The 17,800-nt window shown below is 71.8% G+C and carries 17 protein-coding genes and 1 riboswitch; of the genes, 12 read left to right on the top strand and 5 right to left on the bottom strand.

The features are described from left to right. Nucleotides 1–60 precede the first annotated feature (60 nt). Nucleotides 61–1,062 (top strand): bile acid:sodium symporter family protein, encoded by a 1,002-nt coding sequence (locus ABD093_RS11525; protein ID WP_193116569.1) that lies wholly within the window; start codon nt 61–63, stop codon nt 1,060–1,062. A 90-nt stretch (nt 1,063–1,152) separates the two neighbouring features. On the opposite strand, the gene ABD093_RS11520 is transcribed toward ABD093_RS11525, so the two are convergent. Next, entirely contained in the window at nt 1,153–2,946 is a 1,794-nt protein-coding gene (locus ABD093_RS11520) for a BCCT family transporter (RefSeq protein WP_193116568.1), read from the bottom strand. Nucleotides 2,947–3,335: 389 nt separating this feature from the next. On the opposite strand from ABD093_RS11520, the gene ABD093_RS11515 reads away from it, so the two are divergent. From ABD093_RS11515 to ABD093_RS11505, 3 genes are all read left to right on the top strand, one after another. Then, nucleotides 3,336–4,013: a hypothetical protein gene (locus ABD093_RS11515; protein WP_193116567.1), complete on the top strand. Its 678-nt coding sequence runs from the start codon at nt 3,336–3,338 to the stop codon at nt 4,011–4,013. Next, nucleotides 4,006–4,671 (top strand): hypothetical protein, encoded by a 666-nt coding sequence (locus ABD093_RS11510; RefSeq protein WP_193116566.1) that lies wholly within the window; start codon nt 4,006–4,008, stop codon nt 4,669–4,671. Before ABD093_RS11515 ends, ABD093_RS11510 begins: the two co-directional genes overlap by 8 nt. 192 nt (nt 4,672–4,863) lie before the next feature. Beyond that, complete coding sequence (locus tag ABD093_RS11505; protein WP_193116565.1) at nt 4,864–5,490, top strand: DUF4352 domain-containing protein; 627 nt, start codon at nt 4,864–4,866, stop codon at nt 5,488–5,490. Here ABD093_RS11505 and ABD093_RS11500 read toward each other — a convergent pair. Further along, nucleotides 5,436–5,951: a DUF2306 domain-containing protein gene (locus ABD093_RS11500; protein ID WP_193116564.1), complete on the bottom strand. Its 516-nt coding sequence runs from the start codon at nt 5,949–5,951 to the stop codon at nt 5,436–5,438. The genes ABD093_RS11505 and ABD093_RS11500 overlap by 55 nt on opposite strands. 147 nt (nt 5,952–6,098) lie before the next feature. Here ABD093_RS11500 and ABD093_RS11495 point away from each other — a divergent pair, with 147 nt between their 5' ends. Next, nucleotides 6,099–6,779 (top strand): MerR family transcriptional regulator, encoded by a 681-nt coding sequence (locus ABD093_RS11495; RefSeq protein ID WP_193116563.1) that lies wholly within the window; start codon nt 6,099–6,101, stop codon nt 6,777–6,779. A 274-nt stretch (nt 6,780–7,053) separates the two neighbouring features. Here the strand turns inward: ABD093_RS11495 and ABD093_RS11490 are convergent, their stop codons facing one another. After that, complete coding sequence (locus tag ABD093_RS11490) at nt 7,054–7,593, bottom strand: type II toxin-antitoxin system HicA family toxin (protein ID WP_226849749.1); 540 nt, start codon at nt 7,591–7,593, stop codon at nt 7,054–7,056. 637 nt (nt 7,594–8,230) lie between these two features. On the opposite strand from ABD093_RS11490, the gene ABD093_RS11485 reads away from it, so the two are divergent. The 3 genes from ABD093_RS11485 to ABD093_RS11475 all read left to right on the top strand — a co-directional run bounded on the left by ABD093_RS11485 (nt 8,231) and on the right by ABD093_RS11475 (nt 12,004). After that, nucleotides 8,231–8,830, top strand: a complete 600-nt coding sequence (locus ABD093_RS11485; RefSeq protein WP_193116562.1) for a hypothetical protein — start codon at nt 8,231–8,233, stop codon at nt 8,828–8,830. A gap of 141 nt (nt 8,831–8,971) precedes the next feature. Beyond that, nucleotides 8,972–11,590, top strand: a complete 2,619-nt coding sequence (gene hrpB / locus ABD093_RS11480) for an ATP-dependent helicase HrpB (protein ID WP_343924573.1) — start codon at nt 8,972–8,974, stop codon at nt 11,588–11,590. Nucleotides 11,591–11,599: 9 nt separating this feature from the next. Beyond that, complete coding sequence (locus ABD093_RS11475; RefSeq protein WP_343924571.1) at nt 11,600–12,004, top strand: hypothetical protein; 405 nt, start codon at nt 11,600–11,602, stop codon at nt 12,002–12,004. 3 nt (nt 12,005–12,007) lie between these two features. Here the strand turns inward: ABD093_RS11475 and ABD093_RS11470 are convergent, their stop codons facing one another. Then, complete coding sequence (locus tag ABD093_RS11470; RefSeq protein ID WP_193116559.1) at nt 12,008–12,652, bottom strand: GOLPH3/VPS74 family protein; 645 nt, start codon at nt 12,650–12,652, stop codon at nt 12,008–12,010. 103 nt (nt 12,653–12,755) lie between these two features. Between ABD093_RS11470 and ABD093_RS11465 the strand changes: the two genes are divergently transcribed. Next, complete coding sequence (locus tag ABD093_RS11465) at nt 12,756–13,223, top strand: DUF3817 domain-containing protein (RefSeq protein ID WP_193116558.1); 468 nt, start codon at nt 12,756–12,758, stop codon at nt 13,221–13,223. Nucleotides 13,224–13,295: 72 nt separating this feature from the next. Here the strand turns inward: ABD093_RS11465 and ABD093_RS11460 are convergent, their stop codons facing one another. Beyond that, nucleotides 13,296–14,405, bottom strand: a complete 1,110-nt coding sequence (locus tag ABD093_RS11460; RefSeq protein WP_193116557.1) for a hypothetical protein — start codon at nt 14,403–14,405, stop codon at nt 13,296–13,298. A 27-nt stretch (nt 14,406–14,432) separates the two neighbouring features. Beyond that, a riboswitch (SAM riboswitch) is annotated at nt 14,433–14,549 on the bottom strand. Between the two features lie 81 nt (nt 14,550–14,630). On the opposite strand from ABD093_RS11460, the gene ABD093_RS11455 reads away from it, so the two are divergent. The 3 genes from ABD093_RS11455 to ABD093_RS11445 are packed head-to-tail and all read left to right on the top strand — an operon-like array spanning nt 14,631 to nt 17,759. After that, entirely contained in the window at nt 14,631–15,881 is a 1,251-nt protein-coding gene (locus ABD093_RS11455) for a methyltransferase domain-containing protein (protein WP_193116556.1), read from the top strand. Nucleotides 15,882–15,921: 40 nt separating this feature from the next. Further along, nucleotides 15,922–16,692 carry an SRPBCC domain-containing protein gene (locus ABD093_RS11450; protein WP_343924568.1) on the top strand — a complete coding sequence of 257 codons (771 nt, stop codon included), beginning with the start codon at nt 15,922–15,924 and terminating at the stop codon, nt 16,690–16,692. Then, on the top strand, nt 16,689–17,759 hold the full coding sequence (locus ABD093_RS11445) for an asparaginase (RefSeq protein ID WP_193116555.1): 1,071 nt from the start codon (nt 16,689–16,691) through the stop codon (nt 17,757–17,759). The genes ABD093_RS11450 and ABD093_RS11445 overlap by 4 nt, the downstream gene beginning before the upstream one ends. The last annotated feature ends 41 nt before the right edge of the window (nt 17,760–17,800 follow it).

Genomic DNA, 17,800 nt, shown 5'->3' with positions numbered 1-17,800 from the left:
CTGTCGTTCGACTCCTGAGACGACGGTCTCGTATCGCGGATGCGGTCGTACTCTTCGGAGATGACCACCCCTGCCCCGAACCTCACCTCCTCGGACCGCACGCCGACGCCGACGACGACGAAGGAGGACCGCTCCGCGCGCATCGCGGTGACCGTCTTCCCGGTCCTCATCCTCGCCGCTGCCGTCTTCGCCTTCTTCGTGCCCGCCGCCGGCCAGTCGATCGCGCCGTTCACGAGCATCTTCCTCGGCGTCATCATGTTCGCGATGGGCCTGACCCTCACGATCCCCGACTTCGGGCTCGTGGCGCGCCGCCCCCTGCCGGTGCTGATCGGTGTCGTCGCCCAGTTCGTGATCATGCCGCTGGTGGGCCTGGGCGTCTCGGTGCTCCTGCAGCTCCCGCCGGAGCTCGCCGTCGGCGTGATCCTGGTGGGCTGCGCCCCGGGCGGCACCAGCTCGAACGTCATCACGTACCTCTCCAAGGCCGATACCGCGCTGTCGGTCACGATGACCTCGATCTCCACCCTGCTCGCGCCGATCTTCACCCCGCTGCTCACCCTGTGGCTGGCCGGCTCGTACCTGCCGATCGCCGCCGGTGACATGGCGATGTCGATCGTGAAGATGGTGCTGGTGCCCGTGATCGCCGGCATCGTGATCCGTCTGCTGCTGGGAAGGATCGTGGACCGCATCATGCCTGCTCTGCCCTGGGTCAGCGTCGCGGGCATCTCCCTCGTGGTCGTGGCCGTGGTCAGCGGCTCCACCGAGGCGATCGTCTCCGCCGGCGCCCTGGTGCTGCTCGCCGTGGTGCTGCACAACGGGATCGGCTATCTCGCCGGCTACTGGCTCGCCCGCCTGCTGAGGCAGGGCGAGCGCGCAGCCCGCACCACCTCGATCGAGGTCGGCATGCAGAACTCCGGTCTGGCCGCGACGCTCGCGGCGAGCGCCTTCAGCCCCGCCGCGGCCCTGCCCGGCGCGATCTTCTCGATCTGGCACAACCTCTCCGGCGCCATGTTGGCGATGTACTACCGGCGCAGCTCCGACACGCATCCGGTGGATGCCGCCTGACCTGTGCCACACCACCGTCTCCGGACGGAACGGACGAAGCCCGGCGCTCCGCTGCTGCGGAGCACCGGGCCTCGTCGGTGCTGGGTGGGGTCAGCGGGAACGCGGAGGGCCGTCACCCGGGATCTCCGCACGGGCGCTTCCCGTGCGGGCCGGCAGGCTCCCTCGACCTGTGCCGCCGTCGGCCTCGTCGGCGTCCTCGTATGGATCGCGCATGACGGGGACCTCGTCCACCGCCTCGGGTTCGACCACCACCTCGTCGGTGTCGTACTCCTCGTCGTCTTCGCGACGCTCGTACTCCTCCGGAGGCAGCACCTGCTTCCAGTTCCTGGTGCGCATCTTCGGCAGCTCGCCGGCATCCTCCTGCAGGGCTCTGTACAGCGCATACATCTGGAAGAAGCCCATGATGAAGAACGGCAGGCCGACGAGGATGATCGTCGATTGGAGCGCCTCGAGGCCGTTGGAGCCCGAGAACACCAGCAGCGTCGCGGTGATCAGTCCGATCGCCAGGCCCCAGAAGATGCGCTGGCCCAGCGGGTTGTAGTCCTCGTGGCCGTTGGCCATGGAATCCGTGACCAGTGCGGCGGAGTCCACCGAGGTCACGAAGAAGATGATCACCAGGATGATGGCGACGACGGAGACGAAGAACGCCGCCGGGTAGTGACCGAGGAAGGCGAACAGGGCGCCCGGGATGTCCCCCTGGGTGACCACCGTATCGACCAGGCCGCCCTCACCGTTGAGCTCGATGTTGAAGGCCGAGAAGCCGAAGATCCCGAACCAGACCACCGAGAAGGCGGACGGGACGGCGAGCACACCGGAGACGAACTGGCGGATCGTGCGGCCCTTGGAGATGCGGGCGATGAAGATGCCCACGAACGGCGACCAGGTGATGGTCCACGCCCAGTAGAAGACCGTCCAGGTGTTCTGCCAGCCGGTGTTCGCGAAGGTGTCGTTCCACAGGGCCAGTTCGGGCAGGTTCACGATATAGCTGCCGAAGGACTCGAAGGTGCCCTTGAGCACGAAGAGAGTGGATCCCCCGGCGACCAGCACGAACAGCAGCAGCAGCACGGCGGCGACGATGTTGATGTTCGACAGGACCTTGATGCCCTTGTCGAGTCCGAGAGACACGGAGATCAGGGCAAGACCGCACACCACGGCGATGATGATGAGCTGCCAGCCGGAGGTCTCCGGCATGCCGAACAGCTGGTTGAGCCCCCCGTTGATCTGCAGGGTGCCCAGGCCGATGGAGACGGCGATGCCGAACACGGTGCCGACGATCGCGACGATGTCGATGACCTTGCCGACCGGGCCGTGGATGCCCTCGCCGAGGATCGGCTGGAAGATCGAGCTGACGCGAGGCGGCAGGTTGCGCTTGTGGATGAAGTACGCGAAGCACAGTGCCGGGAGGGTGAAGATCGTCCAGGTGTGCAGCGTGAAGTGGTAGTAGGTGAAGTTCATGGCATCTTTGGCGGCTTCTACGGAGCCGGCCTCGATACCGAGCGAGGCGCCGCGCGGAGGGTCACCGAAATGGCTGATCGGTTCGGCGACGCCCCAGAACATGAGGATCGAGCCGATGCCGGCGGCGAACAGCATGGCGAACCAGGCGGCGCCGGAATGCTCCGGCGGCTCCTCGTCGGGGCCCAGCTTCACGCGGCCGAAGCGGCCCACGGCGATGAAGATCAGGAACGCGAGGAACATCGTCACGCCGAGGATGTAGAACCAGCCGAGGTTCGTCAGCAGCCAGTCCGATGCCACGGACACCGCGGCGTTCAGCGGCTCGGTGAAGGCGATCGTCCCGATCACGAAGGCGATGATGATCGCCGCCGATCCGAAGAAGATCACCGGCGATGTACGCAGGTGCAGCGCGTCATGCAATCGATTCAACATCGTTCTCGACTCCTCGTCGTCGTCACGCGGTGTGGTGCACGGCGTGCACCACACGGCGGCGCGTCATCTCGAGCGGCGGTACGTACGGAGAGTCTCCCACGTCACATACCTGCCGGGGGGCGATTCATTCGGTACGTCGTCCCGTGCCTGCCTGCGTGCGGAGTGAAAGGGTCCGCCCGCCGCTCTGGTCCGGCACCACTCCCCTGCGGGCGGTCGGCCACGTCCGGCTCGCGGGGACACCTCCCCATCGCGCCAGGGCCGCGCCCCCGTGTTGACTGTCCTCGCACCCATGGCAGAGGATCCTGCTCCGCCCCGGACCGAGCCCAGGAGGCCGACGATGCCCGCACCCCAGCACCTTCCGCCGGTTCCGCGCACGGCCCTCTGAGCAGATGCACCCTGCCTACGCCCTCGGACCCCGGATCCGGCGCTTCCGGCCGTCGATCCACCTCTCGCACGCCGTCCCGCTCCTGGGGTGCGGACCATCGCTGGGGATCATCTGCATCGTCAGCGGCCTGCTGATCTCGGACGTGGGGTTCGCGGGATTCGGCGTGCTGCTGCTGGTCGCCTTCCCGCCGATCATCGCGGCGCTGGCGACATTCCACTGGTCCGCCTATCTGGACCTGCACGAGAGGGGACTCGTCGTGGGGCGCTCCGTCATCGGCAGGGTGCGGCCGATGTGGTACTCCGAGATCGACCCCTCCACGATCCGGGTGTTCACCAAGATCGACGAGGTCCGGGGGCCCCACCGGTCCCAGATCCTGGCGAACTGGCACTTCACCGGCGGGGCGGATCTCGCGGTGACCTTCCTGGGCCCGCATCTCGCGACAGAGCTGGGCCCGCAGGCTCGCCGCCCCCAGCCTGGGAAGGGCATCGTGCTGTTCGGCTCGCGGGACGCCGTGGAGATCGCCGAGCAGATCCGAGCGGGGCTCGAGCGCGGAGGCTGCCCGCCTCACCTGGCACGCTGGCCACAGCGCTTCGGGATCGAGCGCGTGGAGGGTCCTCACCACCGGGCCGTACAGCAGATCCCTGGCATGGAGCCCACCTGGAAGCCGCCCTACGATGTCTGAGACCTCCGCCCTCGGCTCGAGGATCCGGCGCTGTCGACCGTCGGTGCATCTCTCGCATGCGCTCCCCTACCTGGGCTGCATCCCCGCCGTCCTCGTACTCATGTCCCTCGGGAGCGTGCTCCTCGGTGACGGCGGAGAGGTCGGGACCCTCCTCCTCGTGGCCGTGGCCTACCTGGTGTTCACCGGGTTCGTGTGCGCGGTGCAGTGGTCCGCCTACCTGGACCTGCACGAGAAGGGTCTCGTCGTGGGCCGCTCCGTCCTGGGCCGGCGCCGACCGATGCGCTACACCGAGCTCGACCCCACCACCCTCAGGGTGTTCTCCGGGATCGACACCGTGCGCGGCGGCCTCCACGCCCCGATCTGGGCGAACTGGCACATCACCGGGGGCGCCGACCTGGCGGTGACCTTCCTGGGGCCGCGCAGGGGCAGGAGACTTCCTCCGGTGCCACGGCCGCCGGCGCCCGGGAACGGCATCGTCCTGTTCGGTGCACGGGATGCCGCGCAGATCGCCGCGGAGATCCGGACGGGTCTGGAACGCGAAGGGTGCCCTCCGCACCTGGCCCGCTGGTCGGAGCAGCTCGGCATCGAGGCCCTGACGGGCACCTCCGCCGATGCCCAGGAGCAGATCCCCGGCATGCGCGCCCACCGGACGTCCTGACGCCGCGCCCTGATCCTGCGCCTGGATCTCGCGTCCTGACCCGTGTCGCGCCCGGCCGAACCGGTGCCCTCACCGGGCAGTTCTCCCCATCGCCGTCCGCTCCACGCCCGCTTACGGTGATTCCACACGCGGCGCAGGAGCTCCGCTTCCGACGACGCACCTCAACGTGCCCCCGACCCGGAGGTCATCAGCATGAACACCCCCTTTGGCATCCCGAGCACACGGCAGAGGACGAGCCGCACGCCCCTGGTCGTCGCCCTCGGCTGTGGCTGCGCGCTCCTCGCGATGCTCGTGCTCGTCGGCGGTGGAACCGGAATCTACTTCCTGGCCCAGGGGCCGGACGATGCGCCGCCGACCTCCACGCAGGAGCCGACCGACGATCCCGCCGAGGATCCGACGGGTGAGCCCACTGATGACCCTACCGATGACCCGACGCTCGAGCCCACCGCGGATCCCGCCGACGGCGCCCTCGTGACGCTGTCGGCCTCGGGCACCGGAGAAGGGACCACGCTCGACGCCGACGGGGAGAAGCTGACCTCGAAGAACGGGAAGTTCGTGGGCACCACCGTCACCATCGAAAACGAGGGAGACGAGACGATCGGCCTGGACCTCGACAACTTCCTCTTCCACGGCGACGACGGCTCGACCTATGAGTTGCGCTACGGGGCCTTCTCCACCAGTGGCCCGCAGATCGCCCCCGGGGAGACGGCCACGGCGGATGTCTACGTCGACGTCAGCGAGGACACCGTGCTGGAGTCCGTGAGCTACTCCGACCCCGTCGGCACCGGCGGCGAAGCCATCGAGCTCCCGCTCACCTGAACCTCGGCCGGGGGAACGGCACGGATCACGAGCGTCGCGAAGACCGCGATCGTCGCGGCCACCGCGAGCACCGTCACCCCGGCCACCAGCGGTTCGCTGCGCAGCAGCTGCGGGATCAGGCGCGTCGGCACCAGAGCCGCGAAGGCGAAGGCTGTGAGGGTGCCGAGGTAGGAACCGACCATGAAGCCGCGATGGGTGGGGACGTTCCCCCGGCGGATCGCGGCGATCGCGAGCACCATGCACAGCAGCGTCCAGAGCGACAGCCCGTGCAGCCAGGAGAAGCCGTCCGGCATGATGCCGAAGCTCGAACCGCACACGACCAGCATCGCCACCACCCAGGTGGTGCCGAGCATCCGGTGGGCCCGGTCGCGCCGCCGTCGCAGGATCTGCAGCGGACCCAGCAGGAGCACGTACAGGGCCGCGAGGGCATGCACGAAGATGACCGATGTGAAGGCGTCCATGGCACGCACGATAGTGTGACTATCCATAGCGGCGCCATCAAGATAGTCACCGGTCGTCGCGCTATCCAGACGTCGCACCATCCAGAACGACGGAAGTGCACGGATGCACGGACGCACCTGTGCGCCGGTGCACGAGAGGGGGCCCGGATGCTGCTGCATGAGCTGTCGGTCGCGAGCGGATGCAGCGCGGCCTCGATCAAGTACTACCGACGCGAGGGGTTGCTGCCCGCCGGCGAGCGCCTCACCGCCACTCGGCAGGAGTACGGGCCGGCTCATCTGGAGCGGCTCCAGCTGATCCAGGTCCTGCGGGAGATCGCCGACGCCCCGATAGCGCGGATCCGCCGTCTCACCCAGCTGCTCGATGATCCGGAGGCGCCCGTGATCCGCGCGCTCGAGGAGGCCCAGGCGATCGCGCTGGGTGCCGCTCCGGGCGCCGCGGAGGCGGAGGGCGACGAGGCCGGGTCGGCGAGGCCGGAGCATCCGTCGGTCGCGACGCTCCTGGACCGGCTGGACTGGCCGGACGTCGACTCGGTGCCGCGCCGCGCGCTGGATGACCTGCTGCACACGCTCGAGGGCTGGGAGATGCCCGCCGATCCGGACACCCTGCAGCGCTATGCGGTGCCGATGGCGGCGATCGCGCGCAGGGAGGTGGACTTCCTCCGCGACGGGGACGGGGGCGGGGACGAGGACGCCCCTCCCCCGTCGGACGACGTCATCGTGCTGCGCGCGGTGGCCGGCACGATCGCGTTCGACCGATTGGTCCAGGTGCTGCGCGCCCTCGGGCACACGTCGCTGAGTGTGCAGGCCAGCGCGACTCCCAGCGAATGACCAGCGCCAACGCAGAGCTTTTTCCGGGAGGGCGTGTGTACTCGTCTCAACGCGTCACCGGAGGAACCGCCGACTGAGGAGGAAGCGGAACTCCAGTATTCCGGGGACGCGGGGGAAAGGGATGGCCCCGGCTCGTGGGGACGAGCCGGGGCACTTTCTCGTCCGGGCCCATCGCCCGACGCACAGGCTCACCGCCCGCACCGCTCAGCGTCGTTCGGCGCCGTCCCGCCCCGCTCAGCGTCGTTCGGCTTCGTTCAGTGCTTCGCAGAGCGACTCAGTGCCGCAGATCGATCCCGAACACACGGCGGATCTGCGCCACGGCGTGCCGGGTGAAGCGACGATCCGAGGGCGTCGAGGCGAAGGGCACCAGCAGACCGGGGTGATCCGGATGCGTCACCCGTCCATGGGTCGACCCGGGGGTGACCACGAAGCCCGCAGACTCCATCCGTCGCAGCAGCTCGCGGCGCGAGGTGGGGTGCCGGGTTCCCTTCCCGCCACGAGCGCTCGGCCCGGCGGCGTCCTCGGCGATGTCGAGTGCCGGCTCGTAGTCGTCGGGGCGCACCGAGAGCGCGTACCGCGCGGAGAAGGCACCGATCACGGCGTTGTCCGCCCGTCGCACCTGCACCACGAGGGGGCCGCGCAGGAAGTGGTCGCTCGCGCCGGCGTCCGCCGTCCAGGCATCCTCCGGATCGGCGACGACCTCCACGATCTGCGCGGTGGTCAGGCCGGCGATGCCCACGGCGCGGATCTCCTCGTCGATGACCCGCAACGGGCGAGGCAGCGGGCGGGGATCCTCGGGGGCGAGGGTATGCACGGCGTCCGGCGGCGGGGCCGCGGGCGACCGGGGCGGGTCGAGGCGCCGGGTCCCACGATGCGGCAGAACGTCGGACGGAGACCCCTGCGGCTCAGATCGCCGAGACTGTCCAGATCGCTCCGCCGGTTCCGAGGGCCCCGAGGATCCGGAGCGGCCAGTGCGGCCTGGGGACGGTTCGGAGACGGGCGGAGAGGAGCGCCGGCCGGTGGCGGTCCAATCGACGGGACGCACCGAACGCGCAGGGTCGGTGCGCCCGCCCAGGAGGCGGGGCGTCGGCGGGCCCGGGGTCGACGAGGCCGACGGGGCCGACGGGGCGGGAGGGGCTGAGGGGGTCGAGGTCTCGGCTCGAGCGGCCTGCTGACGATCCGCGCGGGCCCGAGGGGCCGGCATGCGCTTCTTCGTCGAGCCCATCGCTCCTCCTGTTCCGTCCCCGTCGTTCCGTCAGCCGTCTGCGCGGCTCATTCTCCGGTCATGCCCCGGCCGCGTCCCGGGGTGTCCGCGAACCGCCCTCAGACAGTCCCCGGACCGTCCTCGGGCAGTCCCCGGGCCGTCCGCTGAGTGCCCTCGATGGTGTCACGTGCCAGGGACGTCCAGTACCTTTGCGGCCGTCCGTATCGCTCCATCCGTGAGGTCCTGCGTGTCCAACAGCGCCACCACTCGTCGTCCGTCCCGCGTTCGTCTCGCCGGGGCCCTGTTCGCGATCGCCGCGCTCGCGGCGGGCTGCAGCGATGCCGGGGACCCCGAGCAGGCCGACGCCCCCGCCGCCTCCGAGGCCTCCGATGCGGGCGGCTCCTCCGCCGCCGGCGCGTCCGACGGCGGCACCTCGCAGGAGGGTGCCGCATCCGACGGCGGCGGCGAGGACGCGGTGGTCACGGGCAGCTCCGACGGCGGCGGCAAGTCCTCGGCCGCCGTGCCCCAGGAGCCGTTCGCGGTGACGCCGGCGCCGGACGGCTTCGAGCCGCCGGATCCCTGCTCCGGCGAGGGCGCCTACTTCGCCGAGGTGGGTGGCGGCGCCGCGTCCCCTGATCTCCCGAAGCGCGGCGGCGAGACCCTCGCGATCGAGGCCACGGGCATCTCGGGCGACAGCGCCCAGCTCACCGCGACCCTCGGCGAGGGGAAGCCCCGCCCGATCGAGGACATCACGCTCGGGGAGACGGCCACCCTGGAGGGATGGACCATCTCGGTGACGAGCGTCTGCCAGGAGACCGATCAGGTCGAGTTCGACCTCATCAACTGAGGTCACCGGGCGCTGGGGGCAGTCGGCGCCGAGAGGCCGACCACGGGGACACGGGACGAGCGGACGACAGACGACTGGACAACGGGACAACGGGCTAGGGGCCCGGTCGTCCCGCTCCCTGCGGCACGGCATGATGGGACGATGACCTCCCCGCACCGCTTCGACCTCGACGCCATCGGGGCCGGCCTCCCCGTCGCGGAGGCCCGTGCGGAGCTTGAGGCGGCCGCCCGCACTGGCGCGATGGTGGTCACCGCGCCGCCCGGCACCGGGAAGACGACCCTCGTGCCGCCCCTGGTCGCGAACCTCGCCGAGGGTCTCACCCTGGTCACGCAGCCGCGACGCGTCGCCGTGCGCGCAGCTGCCCGCCGCGTCGCAGGCCTGGACGGCACCGAGCTGGGCGGACCGGTCGGCTTCACGGTGCGAGGGCAGCGACAGGTGGGCCGCTCGACCCGCCTGGAGATGATCACCCCCGGGGTGCTGCTGCGTCGTCTGCTCGCCGATCCCGCCCTGCCGGGCGTCTCCGCGGTGGTGCTCGACGAGGTCCACGAGCGCTCGCTGGAGACGGACCTGCTGCTGGGGATGCTCGCCGAGGTGCGCCAGCTGCGCGAGGACCTGCTGGTCGGAGCGATGTCCGCGACCCTCGACGCGGGAGCGGTCTCCGCCCTGCTCGACGGCGCACCGATCGTGGACGTGCCCAGCGCGCTGCATCCCCTCACGGTGGACTACGCCCCCTCTCCCGCCCCGCGCCTCGATGCCCGCGGCATCACCCGCGAGTATCTCGACCATCTCGCCCGGACCGCGGCCCGCGCCCAGCGGGAGGCGGGCTGCGACGCCCTGGTGTTCGTGCCCGGGGCCCGCGAGGTCGACGAGGTCGTCGCCCGCCTGCAGGGGCTGGTGGGCGGCGTGGCCGGAGGCCGCGACAGAACCGGCGGCCGCGAGGGATCCAGCAGCCAGGACGTCGAGGTGCTCGCCCTCCACGGCCGTCTCCCCGCCGCCCAGCAGGACCGGGCGACCGGCGGGCGTCGGCCCGGGGAGAGCCCGCGGATCGTGGTGTCGACCTCGATCGCGGAGAGCTCGCTGACCGTGCCGGGCGTGCACCTGGTGGTCGACGCCGGGCTCTCGCGCGAGGTGCGCCGGGACCGCGGCCGGGACATGTCGGGCCTGGTCACGGTCAGCGCCTCGCGCGCCGCGGCGGATCAGCGGGCCGGCCGTGCCGCGCGTCAAGGTCCTGGCCGGGCGGTGCGGGTGTTCGCGCCGTCGGATCTCGCCGGGATGCCCGCCCAGTCGGCCCCGGACATCACGAGCGTCGACCTCACCGACGCGGCCCTGTGGCTCGCCTGCTGGGGAACCCCGCGGGGCGAGGGCCTGGCCCTGCTCACGCCTCCTCCCCGCGCCGAGATCACCGCCGCCGACCGGACCCTGCGGGCCCTGTCCCTGGTCGACGACGCGGGCCTGCCCACGGAGTCCGGGACCCGTGTGGCGCGGATGCCGATCGGGGTGCGCGAGGCCCGAGCCCTCGTCGACGGGGCCCGCGGACTGCCCGGTCGCGACGGTGCCCGCCGGGCGGCGGAGGTCGTCGCCGCCGTCTCCGACGACCACCGTCCCGTCGGCGCCGATCTTCCCCGCCTGCTGCAGGATCTCCGATCGGGTCGTGCGCCCGGCACGGAGCGCTGGGCCCGGGAGCGGGACCGTCTGGCCCGCATCGCGCGCGATGCCGTCGGCGGGGCACCGGCCGGGACGAAGCGCGTGACCTCCCCGGACGCCGCCGAGCAGGCGGGCGCGATCCTCGCCCTGGCCCGTCCCGAGCGCATCGCCCGGCGCACGGCCGACGGCTCCCGCTCCTATCTGCTCGCCTCGGGCACCCGGGCCGCCCTCCCGGAGAGCAGCGGACTCCTGGGAGCGGACTGGCTCGCGGTCTGGGAGGTGCAGCGGGCCGATGGTCGTGCGGCCGACGGCACCGGCGCCGTGATCCGCACGGCCGCCCCGCTGTCCGAGGAGGATGCCTTCCTCGCCGGGGCAGAGCTGCTGGCCGACGAACGCACCGCCGTGCTGGAGAACGGGACCGTGCGGGCGAGGGAGCGGCGCGCGCTCGGGGCGATCGAGCTGGCCTCGACCCCTGTCCGTGCCACGAAGCAGGACACCGTGCCCGCGGTCCTCGCTCACGTGCGATCCCGCGGGCTGGCCGCCCTGTCGGCGAACGACGCGGCACGATCGCTGCGGGCCCGCCTGGCCCTGGTGCGCCGCGAGCTCGGGGACCCGTGGCCCGCGATGGATGAGGATTCGCTGCTCGCGACCCTGGAGACGTGGCTGGCGCCGCAGGTCTCGGCCCGCACCACCCAGCTGTCCTCGGTCGACGTGACCGGCGGGCTGCGCCACCTGCTGCCCTGGCCCGAGGCGTCCGAGCTCGATGCCCTGGTGCCTCAGCGCCTCGCGGTGGCGTCGGGCTCGAGCGCACGCATCGACTATCCGCAGCCGGACGCCGAGGACGGCCGCCCCGTGGTCGCCGTGAAGCTGCAGGAGCTGTTCGGGTTCGCCGAGACCCCGCGCCTGGTGCGAGGCCGGGTGCCGGTGCTGTTCCACCTGCTCTCTCCCGCTCGGCAACCGCTCGCGATCACCGATGACCTGCGATCCTTCTGGGACGGCCCCTACCAGGATGTGCGCAAGCAGATGCGCGGCCGCTACCCCAAGCACCCCTGGCCGGAGGATCCGTGGACCGCGCCGGCCACCTCCCGCACGAAGCGGGCGATGGGGCGCGCATAGGATCCGTCCATGCGCTCACTGTCGACCGTTCCGCGTGCTGCCCAGCATCTCGCCGTCGTGTGCATGGCGATGCTGGCCGTCGGCTGCGGCGGCTTGCGGGGCGAAGAGGTCACCGTGAGCCTCTACTTCGGCTTGGAGAGTCCAACGATCCGCGTGGATCGGGACACCTACTCGAGCATCGTGGAGTGTCTGCAGAAGGCCGACGACGATCCGTCGGCGGCGCCCACGGGCATGGGGATCCCAGCGTTCTTGATCGAGGCCGACGAGGTCAGCTACGTCATCGAGCACTCCCAGACGCTGCGTGACGGCGAGGTTGTCATCATCGGGTGCGAGGACTCCTTCGCCCAGCTCCGCAGCGAGGCAGAGGGTCAGCTCGAGGAACGGGAACTGGGGTACCTCGACGAGGCGAGCTGACTCTCAGCTGGCGGCCGTCCCCTGCGTGGCGGTGATCACCGCGGCCATGTCGTCGATGATCTGCCGGACCGCCGCCGTCGCCGGGCTGTCGACGTGCAGCTCTGTGATCGTGCGGTCGAGCTCCCGCCTGCTCACGCCCGGGATGTCGTTCTTGAGGATGCGGTGTGCGATCTTGAGGGCGCGCAGCATCTCGAGCAGGATCGCGTCCTGCAGACTCCTGCGTGCCGGATCGGTGAGCGCGGCGACCAGTCGGGTACGCAGCTCCTCCTCGGTCGAGGAGTCCTGGGTGGGCCAGCTGGTCAGGAACCAGCCGTCCTTGCGCTCGATCGCGCCGGCGGCGGCCCAGCCCACTCCGATCACCTCGGTGAGGTCCATCCAGCGGTGGCCGATCACGGACTTGATCCGCTTGCCGTCGAGCTCGGTGAGGGCGCCGAGAGCCTGGTCGAGCTCGGCGATGTCGAGGGAGGCGGTGTCGACCACCTCGACGTGCGGGTTCCGACCCTCGTCCAGGGAGACCTTCTCCCGCAGGGTGAGCTCGACGACGGCTGCCGCCGCGAGCGCCTGCTTCCGGAACTGTGTGGAGTCCTGGCGGCCGGCGTCGTTGGTCAGCAGCAGGAAGAGCTCTGCGGGGATCGTCGAGGTCGTCATCGCTCCAGTGTGGCCGCGGGCGCCCTCCGAGTGGCATCCGCCGATCGTCGAGGGCCACCCCACCCTCGGGCAGGGTCCAGGCGGCCCTGGCACCATGGATCCCATGCGCCTGCTCTCCACCCCCTCCCGTCTCTACCGCGTGCTCGCCTTCGCAGAGATGGTCACCTGGACCCTGCTGATCGTGGGCATGCTCCTGAAGTACGTGCTGGACGTGACCGATGTGCTGGTGCGCATCGGCGGCGGTCTGCACGGTTTCACCTTCCTCTGCTATCTCGTGGTGACGGTGCTGGTCGCGATCGATCAGCGCTGGAGGCTGCGGGATGTGGTGCTCGGCATCGGCTCTGCGGTGATCCCGTTCATGACGGTCCCCTTCGAGCGCTCGGCGATGCGCCGCGGTCTGCTCGGCGACTCCTGGCGGCTGCGTGCAGAGCCGGGACGAAACGGGCTGGAGAAGGTCGTCTCCCTCGCGCTGCGCCGCCCGATCCCGGCCGGGCTGATCGCGATCGTCGCGGTAGCGATCGTGTTCTCCGTGCTGCTGTCGCTGGGCCCGCCCACGCAGTGGTTCTCCTGACCCTGAGCAGCCGCTTCTGATCCGGAGCACGCTCGTCTGATCCGGAGTGCCGTCTCCTGATCCGGGGCGCTCTCAGCGTCTCCGGCGCGGCGGGATGATCGGATCGATCCGCACCATCTCGCCGCCGCGCAGGTGGAGCCTGCTGATCTCCACCACCGGGGTGCGGGGCGCCAGGCGCGGCACGCGCGGCTGATCGGGCTCCGGGGGCAGCGCCTCTCCGAAGCACACGCCGCAGTCCTGCACGGCGAGCGCCTGCGACCGCCGCGCCTCCCACATCACCTGGGCCTCCTGCGAGGCTCGGATCCACGGGCCGCCGAGGGGCCTGCAGGGCCCCTCGCCGTCGCGTCCGTGCAGCGGGCACTGCGCGGGCCGGGCCGTGACCAGCAGCTCGATACCCTCCAGGGCCGGCACCCGCGGATCGGAGCCGGTGGGGATCACGTCCAGCCCGGCCGGCCCGATCCGCAGCACCGCCGCCTGGCCGTGCTCCACCGCGATCAGCAGCGCCCGCTCGAGCGCCTGGTCCGGATGCGCGGCCAGCAGATCCTCCCGCACGGCGGCGGCCGGTTCGAACCAGTCACGGCGAGGGCCGACGAGAGCGCCGAGCGCCACCGGCCCGCCCCGGCGACGCAGAGCCCCGGCGACCACGGGCCGACGGAACCAGGTGCGCGTGGGCGGCTGCGGCGACCGCGGACGCCCGTCGACCGGGGCCCCGGCGAGCGCGCCCTCCCGGCTGGGCCGCGCCGGGCCATCCGCCGGCCGCACTCGTACCTCGAAGGGGCTCTCGCGCCCGCTGACATCGGCGACGACCATGCCATCGGGGGCGAGCGTGGGCAGCACGGGCCCGAGCGCCGGCAGCACCAGCCAGGTGTGCTCGAGCTCGAGCGGCGGCCTGGCCTGCAGCGTCGAGCGAACCGTCTCCACCGAGGGCGGGGTCGTGGGCTGCCTCCGCCGGAAGGCGACCTCGTCGGCGGCATCCGCGGCGTGCACAGAGTCGGCAGCGTCCATGGCGTGTGCGGCATCGGCGGCGTGCACTGCGCCGGCAGTGTGTGCGACATCGCCGGCGTCGCGCAGCAGCTGCGGGTCCGCGGACGCGGTGATCGGGCCGACGCCCGGCAGGTCCAGCTCGATCAGCTGGTCGCGCCAGGTGGCGGCAGGGGCAGCGGTCTCGTCCTCATGGTGCATTGATCGGCCTTCCGACGTGGCCCGTCCGGGCCTCCTGACCGGACGAGCGGGTGCTCTCCGGCCGGGTCTTCCTCGACGGGCACCGGGTTCGGTTCCGGTTGCCGCGCGGCCTCTGTCGAAGAAGTGCAGCCGCGTCTCGTGACCCGTCTGCGACAGTAGCGCCGGGTCCCGACAGACGACCCGGCATGCGCACCGCGATCCCTCCGCGCCTCGTAGACTCCGGGGGTGCGCTGCCATCATTTCGAGTCCGGGGAGTGCAGGTCGTGCACCCTCCTGGACCTCCCCCGCCCCCGTCAGCTCGCCGAGGGGCGCGAGCGCGTCGAATCGCTGCTCGCCCCGTATCTCGCGGCTGCCGACCAGCAAATGGAGAGCGCCGCCTGGCAGGAGCCGATCGTCGGCGCGGAGGCCGGCTTCCGCGCCCGCGGGAAGATGGCTGTGGGCGGCACCGCGCAGGAGCCGATTTTGGGCCTGCCCGGTCAGGCGCTCAGCGCGGATCTCTGCGACTGCCCGCTGTACCCCGGCGGGGTCGAGGAGGTCCTCGAGGGGGCGAAGGTGCTGATCCGTCGGGCGCAGGTCCCGCCGTATGACGTGACCCGCCGTCGCGGCGAGATCAAGAACGTCCTGGTCACCACCTCTCCCGATGGAGAGCATCTGCTGCGCCTGGTGCTGCGCAGCGAGAAGCCGCTGGGCCGGATCCGCGAGCACCTGCCCGCCCTGCTGACCGCGCACCCCTCTGTCGTCGCGGTCACAGCGAACATCCACCCCGACCACACCACGAGGGTCGAGGGCGAGCAGGAGATCCACCTCGCCGGCGCCGAGTCGATCGCCGTGCGCACCGGGGACGTCACCCTGTTCTCCCGCCCGCAGTCCTTCCTCCAGACGAACACGGAGGTGGCCGGCGACCTCTACCGGCAGGCCGCGGCCTGGATCGGAGAGATCCTGGACGAGGGTGCCGCTCCTTCGGCCACCGACACCCCTGCCGACGCTCCCGCCGGCGCCTCCGTCGACCTCGGCACGGCGCCCGCCCCGCGGATCTGGGACCTCTACTGCGGCCTGGGCGGCTTCGCCCTGCACATCGCGCGCGCTCTGCCCGCGGCCCGCGTCATCGGGGTCGAGGTCTCGGCGCAGGCGATCGACGGCGCCCGCGAGGCCTCGGCCGCGCAGAGCATCCCCGCGACCTTCCTCGCCGATGACGCGACCGCCTGGGCGATCCGGGAGGCCGCCGGTGAGGCCGGTCCGCCGGACGTCGTGGTCGTGAACCCACCCCGCCGCGGCATCGGCTCCGAGCTGGCCGCCTGGCTCGAGGGCTCGGGCGTGGCCGACGTGATCTATTCCAGCTGCAACCCGGCCACCCTTGCCGCCGACCTCGCGGCGATGCCCTCGCTGCGCATCACCGCCGGACGCTTCGTGGACATGTTCCCCCACACCGAGCACGCCGAGGTCATCGTGCGAGTGCGCCGCACCCCCACGACCTGACACAGTGGTCCACAACCCCGCCGACGAAGGAGCACGCCCCATGACATCCCCCGCCCCGACCCCCGAGTCCCAGCTGACCGAGGTCACCCGTACCGTCACGCCCGCCAAGAACGGGAACACCGTCTCCCTCGCGCAGACCTTCTCCGCGGATCCCGAGGAGCTGTGGTCGGCCCTGACCATCGGCTCCCACCTCGAGGTGTGGTTCGGACGGGCGAGCGGCGAGGCGGTCGAGGGCGGCACCTTCGAGCTGCCCGATATGGAGACCCGCGGCACCGTGCTCACCGCCGACGCCCCGCACCGGCTGCTCCTGACCTGGGAGATCGGTGCGAGCTCCAGCGAGATGGAGCTGCTGGTGACTCCGGTGGAGGACGCCGAGAGCACGACCGCGGATGCGGATGCGGATGCGGATGCGGATGCGGATGCGGATGCGGATGCGGCTGAGCCTGCTGCGACGGCCGACGCCGACTCCGGCACCGAGGCCGCGAGCCCCGCAGGCCCGCGCACCCGCTTCGAGCTGCGCCACACGGTCCCGGCCGACGCCCATTGGGCGACCTTCGGGCCCGCCGCGACCGGCTGCGGCTGGGACGGTGCGCTGTACGCGCTGGCCCTGCACCTCCAGGACCCGTCGGTCGATCTGATGGGAGATCTGGGCGCCTTCGCCGGCTCCCCCGAGGGCGCCGAGTTCACGCGCGCCACGGCCGACGCCTGGTACGAGGCGCACGCCGCCTCCGGGTCCGACAAGAAGCCGGCCCGCAAGGCGTCCGTGCGCACCGCCGCTTTCTACCTCGGCGAGGAGCCGGACCTGTCGTGACCAGCACGTCCCGCGCTCCCGGCGCCTCCACTGCGCCGCCCTCCGCCACCCGGCCGTCCGCCACCCAGCCCCCCGCCCCGTCGGCCGTGACCCTGCTGACCCTGGGCGGCACGATCTTCATGACCCAGGGCGCCGACGGCGGCCACGCCGCCCCGGATGCCGACGCCGGCGAGCGCCTGGCCAGCACCCTGATCGACGGGGTGGAGCTCACCGCGCATGAGATCGCGAACGTCTCCTCCTCCGATGTCCGGCCACGTCATCTGGCCGAGGTGCTTCAGCGGGCTCGGCAGGCGGTCGACGGCGGCGCCGACGGGGTGGTTCTCACCCACGGCACCGACACCCTCGAGGAGTCCGCGTTCTTCCTGAACAGGTACTGGGACCGCGAGGCGCCGCTGGTGCTCACCGGGGCGATGCGACCGGCGAGCGCCCTGGGAGCCGACGGCCCCGCCAATCTCCACGATGCCGTGCGCACGGCGTCGAACCCGTCGGCCCGAGGCGCCGGCGTGCTCGTGGTGTTCGACGCGCACGTGCATCTGGCAGACCAGGTCACAAAGGCCTCCTCGCGGTCGGTCTCGGCCTTCGCCTCCGCCCCGTCGGGCCCGCTCGCCCTCGTGGACGGCGCCGAGCTGCGGCTCCTGCAGGCCCTGCCGGAACGCGTCGCACGACTGTCCGCCGTGGCTCCCTCCGCGCACCTGCCGTCGGTCCCCACGCTCATGGCCGGGCTGGACGACGACTTCGAGCTGCTCGACCATCTGCCCTCCGGGTCCGTCACCGGGCTGGTGATCGCCGGGGTCGGGATGGGGCACGTCTCCCCCGCCGCGATGCCCCGCCTGCGCCGACTGCTGGAAGCAGGCGTGCCCGTGGTGGTCGCGACCCGCATCGCCTCCGGCGGCACCTCCACCCACCACTACGCCTATCCGGGCAGCGAGGTCGATCTGCTGGACGCCGGCGCGATCATGGCCGGCCTCCTGCCGCCCGCCAAGGCCCGCCTGCTGCTGCAGGGGCTGCTCGCCGAGGAGGCGCCCGCCGAGGCGATCCGCGCGGAGTTCTCGGCCTACGCGTCCTAGCGCGTTCTCTCAGCGGTTCCCCGCGCGCCCCGCTACTGTCG

Source organism: Brachybacterium tyrofermentans, assembly GCF_039526165.1.
GTDB lineage: Bacteria > Actinomycetota > Actinomycetes > Actinomycetales > Dermabacteraceae > Brachybacterium > Brachybacterium tyrofermentans.
Note: the sequence above shows the minus strand (reverse complement) of the source record. Positions and strands in the feature narration are given on the sequence as shown.

What these genes read in the sequence shown, in the direction of transcription:
- ABD093_RS11525 (WP_193116569.1), top strand. Translation starts at nt 61, where the DNA reads ATGACCACCCCTGCCCCGAACCTCACCTCCTCGGACCGCACGCCGACG.
- ABD093_RS11520 (WP_193116568.1), bottom strand. Translation starts at nt 2,946, where the DNA reads ATGTTGAATCGATTGCATGACGCGCTGCACCTGCGTACATCGCCGGTG.
- ABD093_RS11515 (WP_193116567.1), top strand. Translation starts at nt 3,336, where the DNA reads ATGCACCCTGCCTACGCCCTCGGACCCCGGATCCGGCGCTTCCGGCCG.
- ABD093_RS11510 (WP_193116566.1), top strand. Translation starts at nt 4,006, where the DNA reads ATGTCTGAGACCTCCGCCCTCGGCTCGAGGATCCGGCGCTGTCGACCG.
- ABD093_RS11505 (WP_193116565.1), top strand. Translation starts at nt 4,864, where the DNA reads ATGAACACCCCCTTTGGCATCCCGAGCACACGGCAGAGGACGAGCCGC.
- ABD093_RS11500 (WP_193116564.1), bottom strand. Translation starts at nt 5,951, where the DNA reads ATGGACGCCTTCACATCGGTCATCTTCGTGCATGCCCTCGCGGCCCTG.
- ABD093_RS11495 (WP_193116563.1), top strand. Translation starts at nt 6,099, where the DNA reads ATGCTGCTGCATGAGCTGTCGGTCGCGAGCGGATGCAGCGCGGCCTCG.
- hrpB (WP_343924573.1), top strand. Translation starts at nt 8,972, where the DNA reads ATGACCTCCCCGCACCGCTTCGACCTCGACGCCATCGGGGCCGGCCTC.
- ABD093_RS11475 (WP_343924571.1), top strand. Translation starts at nt 11,600, where the DNA reads ATGCGCTCACTGTCGACCGTTCCGCGTGCTGCCCAGCATCTCGCCGTC.
- ABD093_RS11470 (WP_193116559.1), bottom strand. Translation starts at nt 12,652, where the DNA reads ATGACGACCTCGACGATCCCCGCAGAGCTCTTCCTGCTGCTGACCAAC.
- ABD093_RS11465 (WP_193116558.1), top strand. Translation starts at nt 12,756, where the DNA reads ATGCGCCTGCTCTCCACCCCCTCCCGTCTCTACCGCGTGCTCGCCTTC.
- ABD093_RS11460 (WP_193116557.1), bottom strand. Translation starts at nt 14,405, where the DNA reads ATGCACCATGAGGACGAGACCGCTGCCCCTGCCGCCACCTGGCGCGAC.
- ABD093_RS11450 (WP_343924568.1), top strand. Translation starts at nt 15,922, where the DNA reads ATGACATCCCCCGCCCCGACCCCCGAGTCCCAGCTGACCGAGGTCACC.